The sequence below is a fragment of the Streptomyces sp. NPDC091387 genome (assembly GCF_044756945.1).
Classification (GTDB): Bacteria; Actinomycetota; Actinomycetes; order Streptomycetales; family Streptomycetaceae; genus Streptomyces.
This window is the reverse complement of sequence record NZ_JBIVTZ010000006.1, coordinates 54,767-75,262: the sequence shown is the minus strand read 5'-3', so window position 1 is coordinate 75,262 and position 20,496 is coordinate 54,767. Positions and strand designations below refer to the sequence as shown.

Annotated in this window: 18 protein-coding genes and 3 pseudogenes; 8 read left to right on the top strand and 13 right to left on the bottom strand. The window is 71.7% G+C overall.

Translation table 11 applies throughout. The features are described from left to right. Positions 1-4: 4 nt before the first annotated feature. The 4 genes from ACIQM0_RS14190 to ACIQM0_RS14175 form a co-directional block, all read right to left on the bottom strand. The gene (locus ACIQM0_RS14190; protein WP_401286206.1) at positions 5-514 is read right to left on the bottom strand and encodes a DUF664 domain-containing protein; all 510 of its coding nucleotides are present in this window, start codon (positions 512-514) and stop codon (positions 5-7) included. 100 nt (positions 515-614) lie between these two features. Continuing rightward, positions 615-2,783 (bottom strand): discoidin domain-containing protein, encoded by a 2,169-nt coding sequence (locus tag ACIQM0_RS14185; RefSeq protein WP_401286205.1) that lies wholly within the window; start codon positions 2,781-2,783, stop codon positions 615-617. A gap of 153 nt (positions 2,784-2,936) precedes the next feature. After that, positions 2,937-3,254, bottom strand: a complete 318-nt coding sequence (locus ACIQM0_RS14180) for a YkvA family protein (RefSeq protein ID WP_401286204.1) — start codon at positions 3,252-3,254, stop codon at positions 2,937-2,939. A gap of 74 nt (positions 3,255-3,328) precedes the next feature. After that, positions 3,329-3,583, bottom strand: a complete 255-nt coding sequence (locus ACIQM0_RS14175) for a WhiB family transcriptional regulator (RefSeq protein ID WP_401286203.1) — start codon at positions 3,581-3,583, stop codon at positions 3,329-3,331. Positions 3,584-3,881: 298 nt separating this feature from the next. Here ACIQM0_RS14175 and ACIQM0_RS14170 point away from each other — a divergent pair, with 298 nt between their 5' ends. Further along, a complete protein-coding gene (locus ACIQM0_RS14170; RefSeq protein WP_401286454.1) occupies positions 3,882-5,852 on the top strand; it encodes a SpoIIE family protein phosphatase in 1,971 nt (656 codons plus the stop codon). Between the two features lie 22 nt (positions 5,853-5,874). On the opposite strand, the gene ACIQM0_RS14165 is transcribed toward ACIQM0_RS14170, so the two are convergent. Together ACIQM0_RS14165 and ACIQM0_RS14160 are read right to left on the bottom strand one after the other, a co-directional pair. After that, complete coding sequence (locus ACIQM0_RS14165; protein ID WP_401286202.1) at positions 5,875-6,339, bottom strand: hypothetical protein; 465 nt, start codon at positions 6,337-6,339, stop codon at positions 5,875-5,877. A gap of 95 nt (positions 6,340-6,434) precedes the next feature. After that, the gene (locus ACIQM0_RS14160) at positions 6,435-7,034 is read right to left on the bottom strand and encodes a TetR/AcrR family transcriptional regulator (RefSeq protein ID WP_401286201.1); all 600 of its coding nucleotides are present in this window, start codon (positions 7,032-7,034) and stop codon (positions 6,435-6,437) included. Between the two features lie 271 nt (positions 7,035-7,305). Here ACIQM0_RS14160 and ACIQM0_RS14155 point away from each other — a divergent pair, with 271 nt between their 5' ends. Then, entirely contained in the window at positions 7,306-9,597 is a 2,292-nt protein-coding gene (locus ACIQM0_RS14155) for a glycoside hydrolase family 3 N-terminal domain-containing protein (RefSeq protein WP_401286200.1), read from the top strand. On the opposite strand, the gene ACIQM0_RS14150 is transcribed toward ACIQM0_RS14155, so the two are convergent. Continuing rightward, entirely contained in the window at positions 9,587-9,844 is a 258-nt protein-coding gene (locus ACIQM0_RS14150) for a glycoside hydrolase domain-containing protein (protein WP_401286199.1), read from the bottom strand. The two genes, ACIQM0_RS14155 and ACIQM0_RS14150, sit on opposite strands and share 11 nt — an antisense overlap. 10 nt (positions 9,845-9,854) lie before the next feature. Between ACIQM0_RS14150 and ACIQM0_RS14145 the strand changes: the two are divergent. The 3 genes and pseudogenes from ACIQM0_RS14145 to ACIQM0_RS14135 form a co-directional block, all read left to right on the top strand. Beyond that, positions 9,855-10,562 (top strand): annotated as a pseudogene (locus ACIQM0_RS14145) (glycoside hydrolase family 76 protein); the annotation flags it as partial. 553 nt (positions 10,563-11,115) lie between these two features. Next, a complete protein-coding gene (locus tag ACIQM0_RS14140) occupies positions 11,116-12,063 on the top strand; it encodes a TauD/TfdA dioxygenase family protein (protein WP_401286198.1) in 948 nt (315 codons plus the stop codon). A 37-nt stretch (positions 12,064-12,100) separates the two neighbouring features. Further along, complete coding sequence (locus ACIQM0_RS14135) at positions 12,101-12,331, top strand: hypothetical protein (RefSeq protein WP_401286197.1); 231 nt, start codon at positions 12,101-12,103, stop codon at positions 12,329-12,331. A gap of 51 nt (positions 12,332-12,382) precedes the next feature. Here the strand turns inward: ACIQM0_RS14135 and ACIQM0_RS14130 are convergent, their stop codons facing one another. After that, the gene (locus ACIQM0_RS14130) at positions 12,383-13,441 is read right to left on the bottom strand and encodes an alpha-galactosidase (protein ID WP_401286196.1); all 1,059 of its coding nucleotides are present in this window, start codon (positions 13,439-13,441) and stop codon (positions 12,383-12,385) included. A gap of 40 nt (positions 13,442-13,481) precedes the next feature. Here ACIQM0_RS14130 and ACIQM0_RS14125 point away from each other — a divergent pair. Next, positions 13,482-13,676 (top strand): annotated as a pseudogene (locus tag ACIQM0_RS14125) (sugar kinase); the annotation flags it as partial. A gap of 24 nt (positions 13,677-13,700) precedes the next feature. Here the strand turns inward: ACIQM0_RS14125 and ACIQM0_RS14120 are convergent. Further along, on the bottom strand, positions 13,701-14,414 hold the full coding sequence (locus ACIQM0_RS14120; protein ID WP_401286453.1) for an NPP1 family protein: 714 nt from the start codon (positions 14,412-14,414) through the stop codon (positions 13,701-13,703). A 349-nt stretch (positions 14,415-14,763) separates the two neighbouring features. On the opposite strand from ACIQM0_RS14120, the pseudogene ACIQM0_RS14115 reads away from it, so the two are divergent. Together ACIQM0_RS14115 and ACIQM0_RS14110 are read left to right on the top strand one after the other, a co-directional pair. Then, positions 14,764-15,125: pseudogene (locus ACIQM0_RS14115) on the top strand (winged helix-turn-helix transcriptional regulator); the annotation flags it as partial. Positions 15,126-15,233: 108 nt separating this feature from the next. Then, positions 15,234-15,494, top strand: a complete 261-nt coding sequence (locus ACIQM0_RS14110) for a glycoside hydrolase family 95-like protein (RefSeq protein ID WP_401286452.1) — start codon at positions 15,234-15,236, stop codon at positions 15,492-15,494. Between the two features lie 52 nt (positions 15,495-15,546). Here ACIQM0_RS14110 and ACIQM0_RS14105 read toward each other — a convergent pair whose 3' ends face one another. Genes ACIQM0_RS14105 through ACIQM0_RS14090 form a run of 4 tightly spaced genes read right to left on the bottom strand, consistent with a single transcriptional unit; the run spans position 15,547 to position 20,402 of the window. Beyond that, the gene (locus ACIQM0_RS14105) at positions 15,547-16,695 is read right to left on the bottom strand and encodes an XdhC family protein (RefSeq protein ID WP_401286195.1); all 1,149 of its coding nucleotides are present in this window, start codon (positions 16,693-16,695) and stop codon (positions 15,547-15,549) included. After that, positions 16,688-18,829, bottom strand: coding sequence for a xanthine dehydrogenase family protein molybdopterin-binding subunit (locus ACIQM0_RS14100; RefSeq protein ID WP_401286194.1), 2,142 nt, complete (start codon positions 18,827-18,829; stop codon positions 16,688-16,690). The genes ACIQM0_RS14105 and ACIQM0_RS14100 overlap by 8 nt, the downstream gene beginning before the upstream one ends. Beyond that, positions 18,826-19,818: an FAD binding domain-containing protein gene (locus ACIQM0_RS14095; RefSeq protein WP_401286193.1), complete on the bottom strand. Its 993-nt coding sequence runs from the start codon at positions 19,816-19,818 to the stop codon at positions 18,826-18,828. Before ACIQM0_RS14095 ends, ACIQM0_RS14100 begins: the two co-directional genes overlap by 4 nt. Then, on the bottom strand, positions 19,815-20,402 hold the full coding sequence (locus tag ACIQM0_RS14090; RefSeq protein WP_401286192.1) for a 2Fe-2S iron-sulfur cluster-binding protein: 588 nt from the start codon (positions 20,400-20,402) through the stop codon (positions 19,815-19,817). Before ACIQM0_RS14090 ends, ACIQM0_RS14095 begins: the two co-directional genes overlap by 4 nt. Between the last annotated feature and the right edge of the window lie 94 nt (positions 20,403-20,496).

Here is a 20,496-nt window from a genome sequence, read left to right as displayed (position 1 = left end):
ACGGCTACCGGCGTTCCAGTGAACCGCGGACGAATGCGGCCTGCCCGGCGTGCTGGAGGTCGTCCGACAGCACGCTGATCAGCCGAACGCCCAGGGTGACCGGCGGCGACCACGCCTCGTCCACGACACGGTCCAGCGCCTTGCCGTCGAGGCCCTGGACGAAGCCGACGGTCTGGAGGTGCACCGCGTCGTAGTACCCGATCAGCAGCTCCGCCGAGCCCACCCGTACGGCCTCGACCTGCTTGCTTGTCTGCCCGTAGCCGGTGGCGTCCTTGGCGAAGGGCAGATCGAAGCGGGCGGGCCAGTCCTGGGTGAACCAGATCTGCTCGGTCCCGGCCGCGTCCGCGATGTGGTCGTCCTGGACACGGGTCAGGTGCCACACCAGCCAGGCGATCGAGTTCGCGCCCTCGTCGAGCCGGGCGTGGAGGTCGTCGGGTTCGAGGCCCTCGACGGCCGAGTGCACCGTCTCCCGGACGCGGGTGAAACCTTCCACCAAAATGTCTGCGACGTTCATGTCCTCACCATGGCCGCTCTCCTGCCCCGGCCCCGCCACCGACACACCCCGGCGGGCGGCGCCGGTGAGGTGAACATGCCTCACCGGCGCCGCCGGGTGATCAGCCGTAGATCCCGAACTCCCAGAGCGAGTAGCCCCAAGCGGTGCCCCGCTGCGTGAGGTTGAGCTTCACGTAGCGGGCGGTCCGGGCGATGTCGAGATCGTCGGCATCGCCGTTCCCGGTGGTGGTGGAGTACACCGAGAGCCAGTTGCTGCCGTCGTCCGAGACCAGTACCTCGTACGACTTGGCATAGGCCGGGTCCCACACCAGCTGGAGGTGGCGGAAGGACTTCCGCTCACCGAGGTCGACCTGGATCGACTGGGGGTCGCTCCAGTCGCTGGCCCAGCGGGTGTCCATCCTGCCGTCGACCGCCATCGCGGGGGTGCACGGGCAGCCGGTGCTGCCGGCCTGGGCGGAGGTGGCGATGGCCGGCCGTCCGAGGGCCAGGTTGGTGCCGGTGACCGGCGGCACGACGACCTTCACGGACTTGGTCTCGATGCCGGCGTTGCCGTGTCCGTCCTCGGCCTGGATGTAGACCTTCCACACCCCGAGCCGCGCCGGCGCCGTCACCGCGAAGGTGCCGTTGCCGGTGGACCGCCAGGTGGCCTCGACCAGGGCCTTGTCACCGGTGGCGTAGTTGCCGCTCAGGTAGATCTTGTACGTCAGCGCGTCGTTGTCCGGGTCCCGGATGTCGGCTCCGACGGTGAACTCGCGTCCGGACGGGGCGCCGTTGGCGTTCTGGACCGTCATCCCGCTGATGACCGGAGGGGTGTTGTCGCCGGCGGTGGAGCCGGTGTACGCCTTCTTCAGCGCGTAGTACGAGAGCCGCTTCTTGCCGTCGGGCACCACGTTGAACCAGATGCCGCCGAAGTCGTGCTCGGTTCCGTAGTGGAAGAGCGTGGCACCCAGGGCGACGCCCTGGTGGGCCGTGACGCAGTTCCAGGCCTTGGTGTAGCCCTCGGCCTTCTGTACGTCGGTGGGCTCGTCCGGGACGCCGTTGGCGTCGTCGGGCACCTCCCACTCACCGGCCGGGCCGCCCTCGGTGATGATGTAGGGCTTGGTGTAGCCGCCCGACTCCCAGGCCCCGCGGACCCCGCAGATGTCGCCGTAGGAGTTGACCGAGTACAGGTCCAGGTCGGGGGCGTTGCGCTTGTAGTAGGGCCAGGCTCCCGTCCAGGCGTCGGTGCTGGTCACGGGATGGTTGGGGTCGATCGTGTGGATCTTCTTCGCCACGTCGTTGACGAAGGCGGTGTAGGCGTTGCGCTGCTTCTCCAGTTCGTCACCGCTGTAGCAGTTCTGGAGGCCGAGAACCGACTCGTTGCCGACGTTCCACATGAGCACGCCGGGGTGGTTCCTGTACGTGTCGACCCACTTGGCGAACTCGGTGAGCGAGGAGGCCTTGTACGCGTCGTCGGTGAGGTAGTTGACGCAGCCGCCGCTGCCGGGACCGCCGCCCGGCTGGAGCCAGAAGCCGCTGACGACCCGGATCCCGTTGGCCGCGGCCTCGTCCAGCAGCGGCTTGGAGGAACCGTCGGTGCCCCAGGTGCGGATGGTGTTCACGCCCATCGACCTCAGGTCGGGCAGGTAGCGCGCCGCGTCGGCGACGGACGGTCCCCAGGTCAGTCCCTTGACCTGGTAGGGCTTGCCGTCGACGGTCAGCTGCCAGTTGCCCTGCGATCCGGTGACCCGGACGGCGCCGCCGGTGGCGGGCGGCGGGCCGGTGGTGCCGTAGACCTGGAACTCCCACAGGGAGTAGCCGTACCCGCCGGCCCGTGCGGTGCCGTACATCCTCACGTACCGTCCGGAGCCGGAGACGGCCAGTTCGTCGGTGCCGCCGTCTCCGTTGGTCACGGTCTTCAGGGTGCGCCAGTCGGAGCCGTTGTCGGAGGCCTGGATCTCGTACGCCTTGCCGTAGGCGGACTCCCAGGTCAGTACGACCCGGCTCAGGTCCGCGGTGGCGCCCAGGTCCACCTGGATCCACTGCGGGTCGCGCCATTCGCTGGCCCAGCGGGTGCCGGTCAGGTTCCCGTCCACGGCGGCGGAGGCCGCGTAGCCCTCGCCCTCGTGGGAGGAGGCGGTGGCGGTCCTCCCCTGCGAGAGCAGGGCCTCGGCCGCTCCGGCGGACGACGCCGTGAGCATCACGAGCGACGACGCGAGGAGGGCGAGAAGGGTGATCAGCAGCGTGCCCGAACGCGGTCTCGCGGGCAGGGCTGCGCAAGGTCTGTGCACATTCACTCCTGGCAGAAGAGTGCGGGACCGATGTCCCGTAACCGAATGGGAGAGCGCTCTCCCAGGAGAGTGACGTGTACCCGTTCAGCTGTCAACGAGACTGACGCGTCCGGTTCGGTGAACCGTCTGCGCGCGGGGGCCGAGGACCGCGTCCTACGGCACGAGGGGCCGGGTCTCTCCCGCCCGCTCGGCGCGACCGCCGGCCCCGGCGGCCCGCGCCGCGGCGTGCAGGGAACGCAGCGCCAGCATCAGGAAGCCGATGTCATCGAGGTACACGGGGTCCGGCAGCAGATCGACGGGCGACACGGTGTAGATCACCGCCGCCCAGACCAGCGCCTTGTTGTGCAGGGGGATTCCGGCGTCGACCAGCAGTTTCCTGGCACGGAACACCCGTACCAGGAGGACGCCGGCGACACCCATGGTGAGCAGCGCGAGAACCGCTCCGATGACGAGCCAGGCCGTGGTGTCCATGCTTCATCGTGTACCCGGCGGCCGGCCAATCATCACGCGGAAGGGCCGTCGGCGGTGTGACAGTGCCCTCGTCGTCATCCGCGCTCCTTGGCCCGCCTGCGGCTGCGGCGCTTCAGCGCGCGCCGTTCGTCCTCCCCCAGACCGCCCCACACGCCGGAGTCCTGGCCGTTCTCCAGGGCCCACCGCAGACACGCCTCCCGTACCGGACAGCCGTGGCACACGGCCTTGGCGTCCTCGGTCTGTACGAGCGCGGGGCCGGTGCTTCCGATGGGGAAGAAGAGGTCGGGGTCGGTGTCGCGGCAAGCCGCGTGCTCGCGCCAGTTCTCCATGAGATCTCACTCCTGACAGTCGTGTTCGGGTGTTCGGCTCAGTACGCTGCGGGTGACCGTCGTGAGGCTTCCGAAACCCCCTGCGGCCGGATCTCTGGATCCGCCGGAGCTGCGGGGGCGGTGGGTCCGGGGCGACCATGGGAGTCAGCGAACCTTGTGTCCGGGCACGGTGACGGCTTGGGAAGGATGGTCCGTGGACGGCACCGATGACATACGGACCGGCCGGGACGACGGCCGGCGGGCAGGCGTGCGCCGCTCTCCCGAGGGCGGCCTGGTGGACGTCCTCGGCACCGCCGCGATGGTGCTGGACACCGAGGGCCGCATCGCACTGTGGAGCCCGCAGGCCGAGCGGCTGCTGGGCTACACCCCGCAGGAGGCGCTGGGCCGGTTCGCCGCCCGCATCCTGGTCGACGACGAGCACTTCGAGCTGGTGCTGAGGCTGTTCTCCGAGGTGATGAGCGGCGGCGAGACCTGGGCGGGCAGCTTCCCCGTCCGGTGCAAGGACGGCACCACCAGACCGCTGGAGTTCCGCAACATGCGGTTGCAGAACGACCGCGGTGACTTCTACGCGCTGGGGCTGGCCACGGACGGGGCGACGCTGCGGCAGGTGGAGCGCGATCTGGCGCTGTCCGTGCGTCTGGTCGACCAGTCCCCGATCGGTCTGGCGGTCCTGGGCAGCGATCTGCGGTATCTGGCGGCCAATCCCGCGCTGGAGCGGATGAACGGGCTGAGCGCGGCCGAGCATCTCGGCCGCCGGGCCGGGGAGGCGCTGCCCTTCCTCGGCGGCGACGTGGTCGAGACGGCGATGCGCGAGGTGCTGAAGAGCGGTGTGCCGCGGGTGGGCCATCAGGTGGCGGGGCGCACCGCGGCCGATCCGGACACCGACCGCGTCTGGTCGATGTCGCTGTACCGGCTGGACGACTCCGGTGGTCAGGTACTGGGACTCGCCGTCTCACTGATCGACATGACCGACCACCACCGGGCCGAGGCCGAGGCGGAGCGGGCCCGGCACCGCCTGGCGCTGGTCGCCGACGCCTCGGTGCGCATCGGAACCACCCTGGACCTGGAGCAGACGGCGAGGGAGCTGGCCGAGGTCACGGTTCCGGAGCTCGCCGATGTCGCGGCCGTCGACGTCCTGGACAGTGTGCTGAAGGGGCGCCCCCGCCAGACCGACGGCCCGGCCCTCATCCAGGCTCTGGCCGTCGTCGCCGCCCGGCCCACGCCGGTCGTGGAGGCGGCCGATCCGCCGGGCCACGCGGCCCACTACGGCGCCGACCGGCTGATCACCCGCTGCGTGCGCACGGCCAAGCCGGTCCGGGAGCCGTATCTCGACGCCGAGAAGCTGTCGCGCATCGCCCGCGACGGCCGTTCCGCGGGGCTGCTGGCGGAGGCGGGCGCCCACTCCTACCTGGCGGTGCCGCTGATCGCCCGGGGCGAGGTTCTCGGCGCTCTCGACCTCATACGGACGGACAATCCGCTGCCGTTCACCGAGGACGACGAAGTGCTGGCCGGCGAGCTGGCCGCCCGCGCGGCGGTCTGTATCGACAATGCCCGGCTGTTCCGGCAGCAGCGGGAGACCGCGCTCACCCTCCAGCGCAGCATGCTGCCGCACAACCACCACATTCCGGCCGGGCTGGAGGTGGCGTCCCGCTACCGGCCTGCCGCCTCCCGGTACGAGGTCGGCGGCGACTGGTTCGACGTCATACCGCTGCGGGACGGCGGGACCGCCCTGGTGGTCGGTGATGTCATGGGCAGCGGCATCAACGCGGCCACCACGATGGGGCGGCTGCGTACCGCCACCCAGACCCTGTCCCGGATCGGCCTCCGGCCCGCGGAGGTGCTCCGGCATCTCGACGAGATCACCGCCGATCTGGACCCGTGGTTCGCCACCTGCGTCTACGGCGTGTACGACCCGGACCGGAACACCTGCCGGGTGAGTACCGCCGGGCACCTTCCGCCGGTGCTGATACCGGCCGGGGGCCCGCCGCGACTGCTCGGTCTGCCGGCCGGGGCACCGCTCGGCGTGGGCGGTGTGCCGTTCAGCGACGTCACGTTCGACCTCGGGCCAGGTGACCGGCTCGTCCTGTACACGGACGGCCTGGTCGAGACCCGCGATCAGGACATAGACACCCGGCTGGACGCCCTGTGCGCGTTGCTCCGCGAGCCGGATCCGTCGCTGGAGGAGTCCTGCGACCGGCTGCTGCGCAAGCTGCGGGACCCCAGTCACCACGACGACGTGGCACTGCTGATGGCCCGGGTGCGCGACTGACACCGCCCGGTGCGGGGGTGGTTCAGCGGCCGCACCCGCGGTGCCGGCGGCAACGGCGGGCCGACGGGCCGCACCGGTGCGCTCCCGCGCCGAGGAAGCCCAGCCCGATGCCGAACATCCAGGCGTCCTTGGCCAGCGGGATGCCGGCCTGCGTGGGGCGCAGACTGCCCGGCTCACGCATCCCGGGAACCCGCAGGTAAAGGCCGAGCAGCCCGCCGGAGAACCCGGCCAGCGCCAGTCCGGCGAGCCGGGTCGGCACGACGGGGACCAGCAGAGCGCCGCCGACCGCGATCTCCGACCAGGCGAGCAGCCGGGTGAACCGCTCGGCCTCGATCTTCTCGAGGAAGGGGTACGCGGTGCAGGCCATGCCGTGCAGGGTCTGCGCGGTCGCCTCGTCGGCCTTGAGCTTGCCCAGGCCGGAATTCAGGATGAACGCGCCAGTGGCGAGGCGCGGGGGGATGTCACGCGGTTCGAGCACCGACAGCATCGGAAGCCTCCACAGATCAGGTCCAGGGCCCCCTGCCGATCATAGTGAGCGGGCCACCGGACCGCTCGCAGAGAACGGCCGCCCGGGTACCCGGCTCAGAGCTCCACGGTCAACTGCGCCTGCACGTGGGCGCGCAGCACGCCCGCCATGTCCGTCACGCAGCCGCTGAGGAGCCACTGGATCTGGAGTCCGTCCATCAGCGCGATCAGCTGCTGCCCGGCCTCGTCGGGCTCGATCCCGGCACGCAGCGCGCCCTCGTCCCGTGCCTCCCGGTAGGAGACGGCCGTGGTGAGGACCGAGGTGCGGTAGCGCTCCACGAAGTACGTGTGGGCCGGGTGTCCGGCGGACGTCGCCTCGGCCGCGAGTACGGAGAACAGCTCGACGATCCCCCGGCGTTCGGCGTTCAGCGCGGCGAGGGCGACGAGGCGGCGCAGCCGGTCGACGCCCCTCGGATCGCCGAGGGCGAGCCATTGCCCGTCCACCTCGTCGCGGTGTTCCAGCACCGCGAGCAGCAGCGACTGCTTGGTCGGGAAGTGGTGCAGCAGACCGGGGTGCGAGATCCCGCAGCGGGTGGCGATCACGCGCAGCGAGGCGCCCCGGTAGCCGACCTCGCCGAACATGGCCATGGCCTGGTCGAGGATCTCCACGCGTCTGGCCCGGCCCTTGGCGTAGCCACGCCGCGTATCGCCGGTCACGTGCCACCCTCCCCGGCCGTCTCGGACGGCATCACTGAGTACAGTCGCATACCCACATACTTACCACCCGGTCGGGATTCGGCGTACGGTGGGTCCGGGCGGCGAGTTGAGCCGTGCCGTGCCGACCGCAGGAGGCCTCGGACGATGACAGCAGGAGCACGGACATGACGCGGCTGCGGCGATCGTCGGGGGCCCGTGCGCCGGCCGGCACCTTCCACCACCCAGGTATCCGCCCGATGAGAACGTCACCGACGTTGTGAAAGGAACTCCTGTGGGCTCCTCACTGCCCTATCTCGACCCCGCGCTGTCCGTCCCCGAGCGCGTAGCCGATCTGGTCGGCCGGATGACGCTGCCCGAGAAGGTCGGCCAGATGCTCCAGTTGAACGCGAAGGACGGGGTCAGGCACCTCATCGAGGACATGCACGCGGGCTCGATCCTGCACGCCTCCCCCGATCGCGTCCTGGAGGCGGCCGCGCTCACCGAGCGGACCCGGCTGCGGATTCCGCTGCTCGTCGCGGAGGACTGCATCCACGGCCACTCGTTCTGGGAGGGGGCCACGATCTACCCCACCCAGCTCGGCATGGCCGCGACCTGGGATCCGGAACTCGTGGAGCGCATCGCGCGGGCGACCGCTGTCGAGGTCGCGGCGACCGGCGTCCACTGGACGTTCTCCCCGGTCCTGTGCATCACCCGGGACCTGCGCTGGGGCCGCGTCAGCGAGACGTTCGGCGAGGACCCCTTCCTCATCGGCGAGCTCGCGTCCGCGATGGTGCGCGGATACCAGGGCGACGGCCTCGACGACCCGACGGCGATCCTGGCGTGCGCCAAGCACTTCGCGGGCTACTCGGAGACCCAGGGGGGCCGGGACGCGAGCGAGGCGGACATCTCGCGCCGCAAGCTCCGTTCGTGGTTCCTGCCGCCGTTCGAGCGGGTCGCCCGGGAGGGCTGCCGGACGTTCATGCTCGGGTACCAGTCCATGGACGGGGTCCCGATCACGGTCAACAACTGGCTGCTGAACGAGGTGCTGCGCGGTGAGTGGGGTTACACCGGGACGCTGGTGACCGACTGGGACAACGTCGGCCGCATGGTGTGGGAGCAGCGGGTCTACGCCGACCACGCGAAGGCGGCCGCCGCCGCGGTCCGCGCGGGCAACGACATGGTGATGACGACGCCGGACTTCTTCGACGGTGCGCAGGAAGCGGTCGCCGGGGGCACCCTCGAAGAGGCGGAGATCGATGCGGCGGTCCGCCGGATCCTGACGCTCAAGTTCGAGCTGGGCCTGTTCGAGAACCCGCGCCACCCCGACCGGGACCGGCAGGCCGCGGTCATCGGCAGCGCCGGGCACGCCGGGCTGAACCTCGAAGCGGCCCGCCGCTCGCTGGTCCTCCTCACCAACGACGGCACCCTGCCGCTGGCCGGCGGATTCACGGCCGGGGAGGACGGCCGCGCGCTCGCTGCCGCCGGGGACGCGCCGCGCACGGTCGCGGTCATCGGGCCCAACGCCGATGACGCGCAGACCCAGCTCGGTGACTGGGCGGGGTCCTCCGGTCAGGCGGACTGGCTGCCGGACGGTCAGCCGCGCGACATGATCCGCACCGTGCTGGAGGGGTTCCGGGAGCACGTGCCGGACGGCTGGACCGTCACCCATGCGCGGGGGGCCGACATCCTCACCGTGGGGCCCGACCCCCAGGGGGCCTTCTTCCCCGACGGGCAGCCCCGGCCGGAGATCGTCGTCCCGGCGGAGCCGTCCGCCTCGCTGATCGACGAGGCCGTCGCCGCGGCGCGGGGAGCCGACTACGTCGTCGCGGTCGTCGGTGACCGGATCGAGCTGGTCGGTGAGGGGCGTTCGACCGCGACCCTTGAGCTGATCGGCGGCCAGGTCGCGCTGCTCGACGCGCTCGCCGCGACGGGCAAGCCGCTGGTGGTGGTCGTCATCAGTTCCAAGCCGCTGGTGCTGCCGCCCTCGGCGCACGACGCGGCGGCGATCGTGCACGCCTTCAACCCGGGGATGCTCGGCGGCCGGGCCGTCGCCGAGCTGGCCCTCGGCCTCGTCGAGCCGTCCGGCCGGCTGCCGGTCTCCTTCGCACGTCATTCGGGGCAGCAGCCGACGTACTACAACCAGGTGCGCGGCCAGCACGGCTCCCGTTACGCCGATCTGACGCAGAGTCCGGCGTTCGTGTTCGGGGAGGGCCTGAGCTACACGAGCGTCGCGTACACGGAGCTGGAGGTGCTCACCGCGGTTCTCGGCGCGGGCGACACCCTGCGGGCGCGCGTCCAGGTCCGCAACACCGGCGAGCGGCCGGTGCGGGAGACCGTGCAGGTGTACGTGAGCGACACCGTCACGTCGGTGACGTGGGCCGAGAAGGAGCTGAAGGCCTACCGTCAGGTGACGCTCGAACCCGGCGAGTCGCGTGAGGTCGCCATCGAACTGCCCGTCGCGGACTGCAGCCTGGTGGACGCCGAGGGCCACCGTGTCGTCGAGCCGGGCGCGTTCGGGCTGCTCGTCGGCCCGTCCTCGCGCGACGAGGCACTGCTGCGGGCGGCCTTCACCGTCAAGGGCTGAACCACCCCGCACCCGCCGGGACGGACCGGGTGGGGCGCGGACCGGGGGCGAAGGATCCTCCGGTCCGCGCCGCGCCGTTCACGTAGTTGGCGTACTGGGTGCGGCCTTCGGGGAGGGTACGCACCTTGTCGTCGAAGCCGATGTAGCGGCCGTCGGCGTCGTTGAAGGTGTTCGGGTGCATGAGCGAGTGGTAGAGCGAGGTGTAGAACGTCTTCAGCTCGTCCTCGACCCGGCCTGCGACGCGCACCTTGTCCACCGGCTGGCGCTCACAGATGTACAACGTGGACGACTGGAACACCGGCCGGATCGGCGCGCTCCGGGCCCGCGGCAAGGCCGGGAACCGGGCGGAGATCGCGTGCACCGGCTGGGCGCGCACCGACCGGAACGCGGCGAGCAGGAGCACCGCCGCGGCGACATCGCTCATGACGGAGTACCACCGGGACACCGGGAAGTTCGCCGGCTGGTGGACGTCGGCGACCGCCCTCACCTCCCTGATCGACAACATCCGGATCAGCGGGATGCCGAGTTACCGGTACGCGATCTCCACCACGTACGACAAGCTCATCGGCGCCGATGACGGCGACTTCACCAACGCGTACCTGGACGACACCGGCTGGTGGGGTCTTGCGTGGGTGGCCGCGTACGACGTGACGGGCGACGCGCGGTATCCGGAGACCGCGCGCAAGGATGCCGACCACATGCACGCCTACTGGGCCTCCACGTGTGGCGGCGGGGTGCGGTGGGCGACCGACAAGCCCTACAAGAACGCCGTGACCAACGAGCTCAAGGAACTGCCGGACCACCCGTACAACGCCTACCTGGACCGGCAGGCCGCCACCCTGTACGCCCGCAACCGCAACTCGCTGGACCAGTACGGCCCGCACTGGGCGGGGCCCTTCGCCGCGACGGGCAACGGCTGCCAGCACAGCGCCCTCGACCTGCTCAACGCGGCCCAGGACGGCTGACGGCCGGGCGCAAAGGCGTGGGACGGGCCCAACGTTAAGGCGGCGTGAAATCGTGCGGGGCCTCGCGCCGGCTTGCGGTGCGGGGCGCGCGGCCGTCCGGGAGGACGGGAAAACCCCCTGGTCGTCGTGGGTTTGGTGGTACCCGTCCGGACGGTTCGCGGGCTGCGTGCGGGCGCCGGGCGGGCCACTGCCGGACGCCTCGCGGGCAGCGGGTGCGTGCTTGACGTACGCGGCGGGGCGCTGCGAGTCTCCGGGGATGTTCGCGACGGCCACTCCCGATGCGCGGCCCGCCCCGCGCGCCGGCCGCACCGCAGTGCCGCCCGGGTGTCCGGGCCGCTGTAGCGCTGCCTGACCAGCCGCTGTCGCACCGCGATCCCGCTTCCCGCGGCCCCACCGCGCCCACGCATCCGCACCCGGACCGTTCCGCGTCCAGCGACAGGCCCTTCACCGCCCAAGGGTCCGTCTTCTTCCTCTCCGAGATCGATCAAGCCCGCCGTTGACCGGATCCACGAACGGTCAGGGGCCGGGCGTGCCCTTCGAAAGGAATGCCGCCATGTCCTCGGCAACCACCGCCCCCGCTTCCCCCGTCACCGTCCAGAAGGCAGGCGGCCGCATCGGCGCCGTCATCTCCGGGGTGCGCCTCGGCGGCGACCTCGCCCCCGAGACCGTCGCGGCCGTCCGGGCCGCCCTGCTGGCGAACAGGGTCGTCTTCTTCCGCGGTCAGGACCACTTGGACGAGGACAGCCACGAGGCGTTCGGCCGGCTGCTGGGCACCCCGGTCGCCCACCCGACCGTCCCGTCCGCCGACGGCCGCTACTCGCTCGGGATCGACTCCGACCACGGCGGCCGGGCCAACCAGTGGCACACCGATGTCACCTTCGTGCCCGCCTATCCGGCCTTCTCCATCCTGCGCGCGGTCGTCATCCCGCCCTACGGCGGCAACACCCTGTGGGCCAACACCGCTGCCGCGTACGCAGAGTTGCCGGAACCGCTGCGCACTCTGGCCGACAGCCTGCGGGCCGTCCACTCCAACGACTACGACTACGTCGCGCTGCGTCCGGACGCCCCGCCCGAGGCGCTCGCCCAGTACCAGAAGGTGTTCACCTCGACGAAGTTCCTCACTGAGCACCCGGTGGTCCGCGTCCATCCGGAGACGGGCGAACGGGTCCTGCTCCTCGGCAACTTCGTCCAGCGCATCAGTGGACTGACCGACCGTGACTCCCGGGCCCTCGTCGAGCTGTTCCAGTCCCACATCGAGCGCCCGGAGAACACCGTGCGCTGGCAGTGGCAGCCCGGTGACGTCGCCATCTGGGACAACCGTGCCACCCAGCACTACGGAGTGGACGACTCCGGCGCCCACGAGCGGAAGCTGCGCCGCGTCACCATCGACGGAGACGTCCCCGTCGGCACGGACGGCCGCCCTTCCACCCTCATCAGCCCCACGGAGGTGCCCGACCCGGCCTTCGGTATCGCGTCCGGCGCCTCAGCTTCAGGGACATGACACAGTTCTTTTATTGCGCAACCTTTAAAGTATGGTCATGGATAGCGATTGCACGACACGCGAGGAGCACGCGGTGCTCGTCGGGGGCCCCGCCCACGGCCTGCGCCTGCGCGTCACCGACCGGCCACCGGTCGTACAGGTCACCCGCCCCTGCGAGGTGGAGGCCCCGCCGGGCGGCGTCCGGGCCGAGGCCCTGTACGTCTACCGGCTCGGCCTGCCCGCAGGCGAGGAACCGCTGCGCTACGGATACGACGCGGCGAGCCCGTGATGCCGCACGGCGGCACACCGGCCCGGGAGGGGCCGGCCGGTGTGCGGCCGTTCAGTTCGCGGGCAGTTGGGCCGCGACCTCGATCAGCAGGGCCTGCCCCGGGTTGAGCGTCGGCATCCGCAGCCCGGCACCGGTCAGCACGGCGCCCGGCATCGGGACCCAGCCGTCGAGTGCCGCCGTGCACCACACGGGTCCCGTGACCTGGTGGAGGGACGGCAGCCCCGCCTCCGTCCGGATCCGGACCCGGTAGGACCGGCCGGGGGCGAGGCCCGGCAGGCGGACCCGGCCGGACTGGCCCGGTGCGGAGGTCTCCGTACGCGCCCAGCAGTACAGCGCGGACCCGGCGTCCGGAGCGACCACGCCGTGCAGTTGGGTGGCCTCGTCGTCGAGGTCCGCCCTGACGACCTGTCCACCGTGCAGCAGTCCGCGCAGTTCCTTGTACAGCGCCGCCCACCGGCCCAGCGCCGCGCGTTGCGCGGGGGTACGCGCGGTCAGGTCGTCCTCGATGCCCGCGTGGCCGAACAACGCGGTGATCAGCCGGAACGAGTCGTCGGCGACCCGCCCCGTCGTATGGCTGCGCGGTCCTCCGACATGGGCGCCGACGAGCTCGGGCGGCAGCAGCTGCGCGGTCCAGCGCTGGATCGACTGGCGCTCCAGCCGGTCGTTGCAGTCCGATGCCCAGACCCGGTCCGTGCGGGCGAGGACGCCGAGGTCGACACGTCCGCCACCACTGGAGCACGACTCGATCTCCAGCGCGGGGTGGCGCGACCTGAGCGCGTCCATCAGCCGGTAGAGGGCCGCCGTCTGGGCGTGCACACCGGGCCGGTCGGCGCCGTGCGCACCGCGCTGCACCGCTTCGTGCAGGTCCCGGTTGTGATCCCACTTGAGGTAGTCGATGCCGTACTCGGTGACGAGGGCGTCAAGTCGCTCCAGCAGATGGGCGAACGCCTGCGCGGCGGCGACGTTCACCACGCACTGGTGGCGGGAGCTCGGCCCCGCGCCCGCCGACGGGCCGAGAATCCACTCGGGATGCTCCCGGGCCATCCGCGAGTCGAGGTTCACCATCTCCGGTTCCACCCACAGCCCGAACTGCATCCCGTGGGCGTGCACCCGGTCCGCCAGCGGGGTCAGCCCCTCGGGCCACACCCGCGGGGTGGCGGCGTACGACCTGTTCTCCGACGAGATCCGCCGGACCTTCGCCGACCAGGCCTTCGGCGCAGCCGCCCGGTCCGAACTCGTGCTGCGGCCACTGCCGTTCGAGACGTGGGCGCGCGGCGGTGCGGCGATGGCGGCCCACCGCGTCTTCGCCCCGCTTCCCCCCCGGTCCGGGGCGGCGGGGCACTGACCGGCGCCCGCCGCCCCGTCCCCGTCAGGCGTTGGGGTCGAAGGGGATGCCCGCGGGCATCGCCTTCTCCAGGTGGGCGGCGAAGTTTCCGTCCTTCAGGCCGAAGACGGCACTGCCGAAGTCGGCCTGCACCAGCTTGTCCCGGATGCCTTCGGGGTAGCCGTTCCAGCCGACGAGGTCGGGGAACTGCCACTGGTGGTAGTGGTTCTCGGGCGGCTCGTCGCCGGTGGTCGCGGGGCGGAAGCAGTGCGTACCGATCCCGTCCTTGTGATAGACGGCCTTGGGATGGGTCCCGTCCCACTGGATCCGGTCGCGGCCGTAGACGCTGAAGCCGCCGTGGGCCGAGGTGGAGACGTACTTCGCCTCGTTGTCCTGCACCCAGACCACCACGTGCTCCCAGTCGTGGCGATGCCCGCCGAGACCGCTCCCGGCCACGGCCTGGTCCTTCTCGAAGTAGAGGCCGTAGATGATGGCGCACCAGCCGTTGTTGCACTTGGAGCGTGCGTAGCCGTTGGTGTTGTCCAGGTCCCAGGAGTCGTGGCAGCTCCCGTTGACGGCGCCGGTGGTCTTCAGTCCGGGGGCGACGGTGCCGTCGGGACCGATGGCGGGGGTCGGATAGCAGCCGTCACCGTCGTAGTCGTAGGCCGGCTGGAAGGTCTGTTCCAGTCCGTCCGCGTTCGCGGGCAGAGCACCCGGCACGTCCGCGAAGGCGCTGCCCGGTGAGGCCAGGACCAACATCCCGGCCGCGGCCAGCACGAGTGACACCTTGCGGATCCGTCGTCTGTTCTTCACTGCTTCCTCCTGGTCGAAGCGTGTCGGGCCATGCCATGCGATGACATGCCCATGTCCACACTCGGGGAACCCCGAAGCCCTGCCGGGTACGACGGACCACGCAGCGGTGAAGGCTCGGCCAACAGCCGGGCGGCGCGCCGGGAGAGGCCCGCCCGGCGTACCGGGGCATGGTCGAGCACCCGCTCAACACGGTTCTCCGCGCGCCCGCTCCAGCGGTTCCGAGCCGCCCGTACGACGTCTCGTCGGGGTTGACTTTTTTCTTGACAGAGGAAATTAACTTTCTACGTTTCCGGCCATGTCATCGACCAACCTCGTCGAGACGTTCCCGGCGCCAACGCCGGCTGCCTCTCTGGTGTTCACCACGGCCCTGCCCAAGGGCCGCTCTCCCGGGTGGAGATCGCCCGCAGGACCGGGCTTTCCTCGGCCGCCGTGACCAAGGCCGTGCGCCCGCTCATGGAGACGGGTTACTTCGTCGAGGACGCCGACGGCAGCACGCCTCCTGCGGTCGGCCGGCCGGCCAACCCGGGCCGGGTCAACGGGGGGCGTGCCCTGTTCATCGGCGTCAAGGTGACCGCGGACGAGGTCATCGCCGTTCTCGCGGACCTCTGCTGCCGGGTCAGGGTGGCCCGTCATGTGCCGCTGTCCAAGCTGCGGCCCTCGGTCAGCAGCGGCAACGCCTCCGCGGTGAACCTGTTCGGCATCTACCAGACCGAGCCGGGCCGCGGCATCTTCCAGATCGACGCCGACTTCGGCACCCCGACGGCCATGATCGAAATGCTGCTCTGCTCCCGGCCCGGCCACATCGAGCTCCTGCCCGCCCTGCCGGCGGCCTGGGCCGGCTCGGGGTCCGTCACCGGGATGGGCGCGCGCGGCGGCTTCCTGGTGGATCTGAGCTGGCACGACGGAAAGGTGCGCGACGCACGGATCCGCAGCGTCGGCGGCCGCATCACCGAGGTGAGCCGGCAGGGCGCGACGCGGCGGATCGAGCTGCGGCCCGGCGGCTCGGTCACCCTGCGGAAGCTCTGAACCCGGGCCGCACGGGGCCGGTACGGACGGTGGGCGGCGTGGCCGGTACGGGTCACGCCGCCGCCCGGGAGCGGGACCCGCCCTCCTGCCGTCCGTCGGCGTCGTGGTGGATGGGCGCACCCGAACCGGTCAGCGGTGCCCCCGATCCGCCCCGGCGCGACGCGACGATCTCCGCCGCGATGGACAGCGCGGTCTCCTCCGGGGTGCGGGCGCCGAGGTCGAGGCCGATCGGGGAGCGCAGCCGGGCCAACTCGCCCTCGGTGAGCCCGGCTTCGCGCAGGCGTCGGTCGCGGTCCTCATGGGTGCGGCGCGAGCCCATCGCGCCGACGTACGCGGCCGGCAGCCGCAGGGCCGTCTCCAGCAGCGGAATATCGAACTTCGCGTCGTGGGTGAGCACGCACAGCACCGTTCGGCCGTCGGTCGCGGTGCCGCGCAGGTACCGGTGCGGCCAGTCGACCACGAGGTCGTCGGCCTCCGGGAAGCGGGCGCGGGTGGCGAAGACCGGCCGGGCGTCGCACACGGTCACGTGGTAGCCGAGGAACTTGCCCGCCCGCACGAGTGCCGTGGCGAAGTCCACGGCACCGAAGACGATCATCCGGGGCGGCGGCACGCTCGTCTCCACGAACAGCGTGACGCCGCCGGGGCAGCGCGAGCCGTCCTCCGCGATCTCGACGGTACCGGTGCGGCCGGTGTCCAGGAGCGCGCGGGCCTCCGCCACCGCCGTCCGTTCCAGCTCCGGATGCCCGCCGAGGCCGCCCTCGTACGAGCCGTCCGCGTGCACGAGCAGTGCCCTGCCGAGCAGTTCGCCCGGTCCGCGGGCCACCCGGGCGAGCGCGGCGGTCGCGCCCCGGTCCGCGGCCGACACCGCGGCCCGGAACACCGGCGCCGCCGAGCGCACCGGTGTGACCAGGACGTCGATGACGCCGCCGCAGGTGAGCCCCACCGCGAAGGCGTCCTCGTCGCTGTACCCGAACCGCTCCCGCGCCGTCCGCCCGTCCTGGAGCGCCTGGACGCACAGCTCGTACACCGCCCCTTCCACGCAGCCGCCGGAGACGGAGCCGATGACGGTGCCGTCGCTGTCGACGGCGAGGGCGGCGCCGGGACCGCGCGGTGCGCTGCCGCCGACGGCCACGACGGTGGCGACCGCGAAGTCCCGGCCCTCCTCGAACCAGCGGCTCAGGGCGTCCGCTATGTCAAGCACGCGGGGCTTCCCCCGCCGCCGCACGCAGGACACGGTCGGGACGGATCGGCAGCTCACGGTGGCGGACGCCGGTCGCGTGCCACACCGCGTTGGCGATCGCGGCGGCCACGCCGACGACGCCGATCTCACCGATGCCCTTGATCCCGACGGGGTCGCCGGGCACCTGGTCGTCCACCCAGTCCGCCTCGATGACCGGCACGTCGGCATGCGAGGCGAAGTGGTAGCCGGCGAGGTCGGCGCCGACATGGCCGCCGGAGGCCAGGTCCCTGATCGCTTCCTCGTGCAGGGCCATGGACAGCCCCCAGGTCATTCCGCCGATGAACTGGCTCCGTGCGGTCAGCGGGTTGACGATGGCGCCCGCGGCGTAGATACCGAGCAGCCTGCGCACCCGCACCTCGCCGGTGCCGACGTCCACCGCCGCCTCGGCGAACTGCGCCCCGAAGGAGTGCCGTTCCATCTTCGGCAGGGCGTCGATGGCTTCCGCGGTGTTCGACCTGGCCGTGATCCCCTCCGGCGCAATGGCTCCGCCCAGGGCCAGCCGCTCCCGCAGCTCACCCGCCGCGAGCCTTACCGCCCAGGCCCAGGAGCGGGTGCCCATCGAGCCCCCGGCGATCATCGCCGGGCCCAGATCGCTGTCCCCGATACGCACCAGGACGCGGTCCGGCTCCACTTCGAGGGCGTCCGCGGCGACCAGGGTCATCGCGGTCCTGGCGCCGGTCCCGATGTCCGCCGCGTTGATCCGTACGGTGAAGCTTCCGTCGGGCTCAGCGGTCACGGCCGCGGTGGACGGGCCGACCCCTGAGGGGTAGGTGGCCGCGGCCGTCCCGGTCCCGATCAGCCAGCGCCCCTCCCGGCGCAGGCCGGGGCGCGGGTCCCGGTCGGCCCAGCCGAACCTGCGGGCGCCCTCCTCGAAACAGGCGAGCACATTGCGGCTGCTGAACGGCAGCCCCGACACCGGCCCCACCGCGGGTTCATTGCGTGTGCGCAGCACGATCGGGTCCACGCCGCACTTCTCGGCCAGTTCGTCGAGCGCCGATTCGACGGCGAAGGATCCCGGTGCCTCGCCCGGTGCGCGCATCCAGGTCGGGGACGGCACGTCGAGCCGTACCAGGGTGTGAAGGGTGTGATGCGCGTCGGCGTCGTACAGGACGCGTCCCAGCGCGGCGCTCGTCTCGACGAACTCGTGCACGGTCGACGTCAGGCTCTGCGCCTGGTGGTCGAACGCGCGCAGCCGACCGTCCGCGTCGGCGGCGAGCCTGATCCGCTGTGCCGTGGGGCTGCGGTACCCGACGAGCGAGAACATCTGACGCCGGGTCAGCACCACGCGTACGGGGCGGTGGAGGAGGGTCGTCGCCATGATGGCCGCCACCTGATGGGGGCTCACGCCCTTGGAGCCGAAGGCCCCTCCGACGTGCTCGGCCCGCACCCGTACGGAGGCCGGGTCGAGGGAGAAGAGCTGGGCGAGCTCGGTGGCCACCCAGGTGCTGCCCTGGTTGGAGTCGACGATGTCGAGCCGGCCGCCGTCCCAGCGAGCCGTCGCCGCGTGCGGCTCCATCGAGCTGTGGTGTTCCTCCGGAGTGGTGTACTCCTCGTCCACGACGAAGGCGGCCGCCGCGAGCTCGGCCTCCACGTCGCCCTTCGCCGTCTCGGCGTCGGCCATCGTGCTGGTCCCCGGCGTGTACGCGCCGGGGTGCCCGGCGAAGAACGACACGTCGTGCGGTTCCTCGTCGTAGCGCACGACCAGCGCCTCGGCCGCTTCCCTGGCCTGCTCGGACGTCTCGGCCACGACCAGCGCCACCGGCCAGCCCACGCAGGGCACCCGGTCGTGCTGGAAGAGCCCGACGACCGGGTTGGGCCGTCCCAGCATGCCGACGTAGTCGGTGTCGACGCGTGGCGCGTTCCCGTGGTGCAGCACGGCGAGGACTCCGGGCATGGCCAGCACGGTCGCGTCGTCCACCGGGCGGATCCGGCCGCGTGCCACGGTCGAGAGCACCAGCCAGCCGTGGGCGAGTTCCGCGAAGGGGATCTCGCCGGCGTAGCGGGCCGCTCCGGTGACCTTGTCGCGGCCCTCCACCCGGGTGCGGCCGGAGCCGGCGGTGCCGGTGAATGCCGCGCTGTCGGTCGTCGTGGTCATCGGGCGGCCTCCTCGGCGAGTTCGGTGAGCACGGCCACGACCAGGTTGCGCATCAACGTCACCTTGTATCCGTTGTCCGGGAGGGTCTCGGCGGCTGCCAGTTCGGCGTCCGCGGCGGCGGCGTACGCCTCGGCGCCGGCCGGCCGGCCGGTCAGCGCCCGCTCGGCGGCACGGGCCCGCCACGGCCCGGACGCGACCGCCCCGAACGCGAGGCGGACTTCGTGTACGACGCCGTCCCGGACGTCGAGCGCGGCGGCGATGGATCCGACCGCGAAGGCGTACGAGGCGCGCTCGCGGACCTTCCGGTAGCGGGAGTGCGCGGCGACCGCGACCGGTGGGAGTGTGACGCCGGTGATCAGTGCGCCGGGCGGCAGGGCGGTCTCGATGTGCGGGGTGTCGCCCACCGGCAGATAGAAGTCGGCGATCGGCAACTCATTTGGCCCGTCGTCCGTTTCGTACGAGACGACGGCGTCGAAGGCCGCGAGCGCGACCGCCATGTCCGAGGGGTGGGTCGCCACGCAGTGCTCGGAGGCGCCGAGGATCGCGTGGTTGTGGTGCTCGCCCGCGATGGCCGGGCAACCGCTGCCGGGGGCGCGTTTGTTGCACGGCTTGGCGAGATCGCTGAAGTAGCCGCAGCGGGTCCGCTGGAGCAGATTCCCGCCGACCGTGGCCATGTTGCGGAGCTGTCCGGAGGCCCCGGCCAGGAGCGCCTGCGCCAGCGCCGGGTAGTGGCGCCGCACCTCGGGGTGGGCGGCGAGATCGCTGTTGGTGACGGTCGCGCCGATGCGCAGGCCACCGTCCGGCGTGAACTCGACGGTGTCCAGCGGAAGTTCCTGGACGTCGATGAGAAGTGCGGGCCGCTCGACGCCGGCCTTCATCAGGTCGACGAGGTTGGTGCCGCCGCCGAGGAAGCGGGCATCCGGGTCCGTGCCGAGCAGTGCGACCGCTCCGGGAACGTCGAAGACGCGCTCGTAGCCGAATTCCCTCATGCCACCGGCTCCTTGTCCTGGAACGTGTCGGCACGGGACGTGGAGGCATCGGACGCGGAGGCCTCCGCCGCCCGCGCGACCGCCCGCACGATCGACACATAGGCGCCGCAGCGGCACAGGTTGCCGCTCATCCGCTCACGAATCTCCTCGGCGGTGAGTGCGGGCACCCCCGCCTCCGGCCTGACATCGCCGGTCACGGCGCTCGGCCAGCCCGCCGCGTGTTCCTCGATCACCGCGAGAGCCGAACAGATCTGGCCCGGGGTGCAGTAGCCGCACTGATAGCCGTCGAGGTCGAGAAAGGCCTGCTGGACCGGGTGCAGCCGATCGCCGTCGGCCACTCCTTCGATGGTGGTGATCGCGCGCCCCTCGGCCGCGACCGCGAGCTGCAGGCAGGCCACGGCCCTGCGCCCGTCGAGCAGTACCGTGCAGGCGCCGCACTGGCCCTGGTCACAGCCCTTCTTGGTGCCGGTCAGATCGAGATGCTCACGCAGGGCGTCGAGCAGGGTGGTGCGATGGTCGACGGGCAGCGTGTACTTTTCGCCATTGATGTTCAGGGTGATGGCACTGGACGTCGATGGGGCCATGATCAGCCTTCTTTCGCATTACTGATGCGCGTCGAACGAGACGATCCCGGCAGTCGACCCGGGGGAGGCGATTCAGATGAATTGCGCAGGTGAG

What these genes read in the sequence shown, in the direction of transcription:
- ACIQM0_RS14100 (WP_401286194.1), bottom strand. Translation starts at nt 18,829, where the DNA reads ATGACCACGACGACCGACAGCGCGGCATTCACCGGCACCGCCGGCTCC.
- ACIQM0_RS14180 (WP_401286204.1), bottom strand. Translation starts at nt 3,254, where the DNA reads ATGGACACCACGGCCTGGCTCGTCATCGGAGCGGTTCTCGCGCTGCTC.
- ACIQM0_RS14165 (WP_401286202.1), bottom strand. Translation starts at nt 6,339, where the DNA reads ATGCTGTCGGTGCTCGAACCGCGTGACATCCCCCCGCGCCTCGCCACT.
- ACIQM0_RS14135 (WP_401286197.1), top strand. Translation starts at nt 12,101, where the DNA reads ATGGATAGCGATTGCACGACACGCGAGGAGCACGCGGTGCTCGTCGGG.
- ACIQM0_RS14120 (WP_401286453.1), bottom strand. Translation starts at nt 14,414, where the DNA reads ATGTTGGTCCTGGCCTCACCGGGCAGCGCCTTCGCGGACGTGCCGGGT.
- ACIQM0_RS14090 (WP_401286192.1), bottom strand. Translation starts at nt 20,402, where the DNA reads ATGGCCCCATCGACGTCCAGTGCCATCACCCTGAACATCAATGGCGAA.
- ACIQM0_RS14190 (WP_401286206.1), bottom strand. Translation starts at nt 514, where the DNA reads ATGAACGTCGCAGACATTTTGGTGGAAGGTTTCACCCGCGTCCGGGAG.
- ACIQM0_RS14140 (WP_401286198.1), top strand. Translation starts at nt 11,116, where the DNA reads ATGTCCTCGGCAACCACCGCCCCCGCTTCCCCCGTCACCGTCCAGAAG.
- ACIQM0_RS14110 (WP_401286452.1), top strand. Translation starts at nt 15,234, where the DNA reads ATGATCGAAATGCTGCTCTGCTCCCGGCCCGGCCACATCGAGCTCCTG.
- ACIQM0_RS14170 (WP_401286454.1), top strand. Translation starts at nt 3,882, where the DNA reads ATGGTGCTGGACACCGAGGGCCGCATCGCACTGTGGAGCCCGCAGGCC.
- ACIQM0_RS14095 (WP_401286193.1), bottom strand. Translation starts at nt 19,818, where the DNA reads ATGAGGGAATTCGGCTACGAGCGCGTCTTCGACGTTCCCGGAGCGGTC.
- ACIQM0_RS14175 (WP_401286203.1), bottom strand. Translation starts at nt 3,583, where the DNA reads ATGGAGAACTGGCGCGAGCACGCGGCTTGCCGCGACACCGACCCCGAC.